General features: G+C 43.8%; 2 protein-coding genes and 2 pseudogenes. 1 reads left to right on the forward strand and 3 read right to left on the reverse strand.

Going from position 1 to position 3,417, the window contains the following annotated elements; genetic code table 11:
* Window positions 1-75: 75 nt before the first annotated feature.
* Window positions 76-922, forward strand: a pseudogene (locus ACUVJL_RS24555) (IS630 family transposase).
* 10 nt (window positions 923-932) lie between these two features.
* Here the strand turns inward: ACUVJL_RS24555 and ACUVJL_RS24560 are convergent.
* The 3 genes and pseudogenes from ACUVJL_RS24560 to ACUVJL_RS24570 form a co-directional block, all read right to left on the reverse strand.
* On the reverse strand, window positions 933-2,363 hold the full coding sequence (locus ACUVJL_RS24560; protein WP_445248228.1) for a leucine-rich repeat domain-containing protein: 1,431 nt from the start codon (window positions 2,361-2,363) through the stop codon (window positions 933-935).
* 160 nt (window positions 2,364-2,523) lie between these two features.
* A pseudogene (locus tag ACUVJL_RS24565) lies at window positions 2,524-3,114 on the reverse strand (ABC transporter permease); the annotation flags it as partial.
* A gap of 12 nt (window positions 3,115-3,126) precedes the next feature.
* The coding region (locus ACUVJL_RS24570; RefSeq protein ID WP_445248229.1) for a DUF6745 domain-containing protein at window positions 3,127-3,417 on the reverse strand (291 nt) is incomplete at its 5' end.

Genomic DNA, 3,417 nt, shown 5'->3' on the forward strand with positions numbered 1-3,417 from the left:
TATAGTCATTTCAAATAAATGTGAGACAGAGGTAAAATCATGATAAAATCGATAAAAATAGTTAATTAGAAAAAAATGGCTTACAGTCTAGACCTAAGACAAAAAGTAGTCAATTATGTGGAAAATGGAGGGAGTATAACGAAAGCGGCCGCCATATTTAAGGTAGGAAGAGCAACAATTTATAGATGGTTAGGTAGGGAAGACCTTCGACCAACTCAGGTCAACCACCGTCAACGAAAGCTAGATTGGGAAGCCCTCAAAAAAGATGTTGAAAAAAATCCTGAAGCAAGATTAGTAGAAAGAGCAAGAACTTTCAGGCGTCAGACCGAGTGCCATCTGCTATGCCTTAAAAAAACTGAAAATTACAAAAAAAAAACAACTTCGCTATCAAGAAAGAAATAGAGAAGAAAGAATGAAATACTACAGAAATCTGAGAGAATTAATTAAAGTTTATGGCAGTAAAAACATTGTATTCATTGATGAATCAGGATTTGAGGAATTTGAAGGTTGTGTTTGTGCCTGGGCAAAGAGAGGAAAAAAAGTCTATGGTGAAAGACCAGGAAAACGGGGAAAAAGAGAAAATTTAGTAGCAGCAAGGAGAAAAGGAAAGAAGGACTTAATTGCACCAATGCTCTTTATGGGTAGTTTGAATGCAGAAGGATTTGAAGGATGGTTATCTTTATATTTGTTACCAGATTTAACAAGTCCATCTATATTAATTATGGATAATGCACCCATTCATCGTAAGACGGTCATTAGACTATTGGTTGAGGAGGCGGGTCATCAGATAATATTTTTACCAAAATACTCTCCTGACTTAAATGATATTGAGCATGATTTTAGTGCATTAAAGAGAGCTAAAATGTATGCGTCTCCTGGCACATCTCTTGATGAAATTATTCGTGCTTATTGTGCAGTCTAGTGTCTCATACTTATTTGAAATGACTATAAGCGTCGCGGGGACTGGTGCAAATAATAACTTCGGGTTCTTCTAGGCCAATAGCGGCATAGGCAAGTTTGACTGCTTCTGTGGCTTTTTGACCATCAATTGGTCTAGTCGAGAGAGTAAGACGTTTCTGTGCGAGTTCGCCGCCTAACACGCACAGAGCGGTAATTTCATGGTACCAGATCTCGAGTGTTGTCAGATTGGTGAGCTTGCGCAAGGCGCTGATATCGCTAATTTGATTGTCCCCGAGATGCAGTGTTGTCAGATTGGTGAGCTTGCGCAAGGCGCTGATATCGGTAATTTGATTGGCCCCGAGATACAGTGTTGTCAGATTGGTGAGCGAGCCGAGGAAGCTGATGTCGGTAATTTTATTCCTGTCGAGATACAGTGTTGTCAGATTGGTGAGCGAACCGAGGAAGCTGATGTCGGTAATTTGATTGTCGAAGAGAGTCAGTGTTTTCAGATTGGTGAGCCATCGCAAGGCGCTGATGTCGGTAATTTGATTGTCGAAGAGCTCGAGTGTGGTCAGATTGGTGAGCCATCGCAAGGCGCTGATGTCGGTAATTCTATTGCTCTTGAGCTCTAGTGTTGTCAGATTGGTGAGCGAGCCGAGGAAGCTGATGTCCGTAATTCTATTGTAGCTGAGCTCGAGTGTTGTCAGATTGGTGAGAGAGCCGAGGAAGCTGATATCGGTAATTTGATTCCAGTTGAGATACAGTGTTGTCAGATTGGTGAGCGAGCCGAGGAAGCTGATGTCCGTAATTTGATTGCTGTTGAGATTCAGTGTTGTCAGATTGGTGAGCGAGCCGAGGAAGCTGATGTCGGTAATTTGATTGCTGTTGAGATTCAGTTTTGTCAGATTGGTGAGCCATCGCAAGGCGCTGATGTCGGTAATTTGAGTTTCGTCGAGATTCAGTGTGGTCAGATTGGTGAGCGAGCCGAGGAAGCTGATGTCGGTAATTATATTGTGGTACAGATTCAGTGTGGTCAGATTGGTGAGCGAGCCGAGGAAGCTGATGTCGGTAATTCTATTCCAGCTGAGATTCAGTATTGTCAGATTGGTGAGCGAGCCGAGGGAGCTGATGTCCGTAATTTGATTGTAGCTGAGCTCGAGTTTTGTCAGATTGGTGAGAGAGCCGAGGAAGCTGATGTCGGTAATTCGATTGTCGTAGAGAATCAGTGTTGTCAGATTGGTGAGCGAGCCGAGAGAGCTGATGTCGGTAATTTCATTGTAGCTGAGCTCCAGTTCTGTCATGCTTGAAAGTATCTGCTCCGCTGCTTGTGCGTCATCAGTGCCAGCCTTTTTTAACAACACTTCAACTGTGTGCCTTGCCGATTCTGAAAGACTGTCAATATGCCTGCACCAGTCGGCCAAGCTGCTAAAACTTATTGGCTCGTTTGGTTGTTCTTCTGACATAAAACACTCCGAGATGGGTAATGGGGCCGGGGGCCTAGGGCATGGGTAATGGGAATACTGATGACTGTTGACTCTTGACTGATGACTGATGACTGTTGACTCTTGACTGTTGACTATTACAAATCGCCCTTGCGTACCTCATATTACTGAATTAAGTCTACTATTTCAAATCTTCCAGCTTAATCCTCGGCTCGACAGCTTTGAGCAGCAAATTCGCCAACAAATTCCCCACAATCAACATTGTCGCACCCATCATCAAACTTGCCATTACTAAATACAAATCAAGATTGTTCACCGCATCCAGAGTCAGCTTTCCCAAACCCGGCTAATTAAATAAATATTCGGCAATAAACGCACTGCTCAACAAACTAGCTTGCCTCAAAACCCAATAGCGTAACCAACGGATTAACAGCATTCCGCAAAGCATGAATGTAAATTACTCGATCGTCCGGCAAACCGGCGAGCCCGTGCTGTTCGGATCTAATCTTGACGCAGCACGTCCAACCGTCCGCGCCTCAATCTTTGCCGGACAGCACAACCAGTAAGGCCCAGGGCGACAGTTGGCAAAATTAAGTGCCAGCAGTAATCGAGCATTTGACCCCACATTCGGTAAGTCTGCGCGATCGATACAAGTCATTACTCCGACGGGAAATAGAGGCGAAGTATTGTGAGCAAAAAATAGCAGCAGCAACGCTGCGATCGAGCTGGGAAATCCTTGTCCCCTGTAGCTGACTACTTGTAGAAATCCATCGCCCCAATTATATCAAGTCTGCACGGAAAATTCCTCGGGATCAATATCCCAATTTACCCAGGCAATTGCCTCCCTAGCTGATGTCAGGTTAGGCGGCACTCTCAAAGCGTGAATGAATCCCGTACTCGGACAAGTCATTTTTAACAAACAAATCGGCTCGAAATCGGCATTATCTATTTGTAATAGTGCATATTCCTGCCAACTATCTATTTGTTTTGCTTGCAACTCTTGAATTATGCGATCGTAACCAATTCCTTCAATTAACACTCGCCGAACTTCGGCATTCTCTTCTGCTAAAATCCA

The sequence above is a fragment of the Microcoleus sp. OTE_8_concoct_300 genome, from assembly GCF_031383065.1.
Lineage (GTDB): Bacteria > Cyanobacteriota > Cyanobacteriia > Cyanobacteriales > Microcoleaceae > Microcoleus.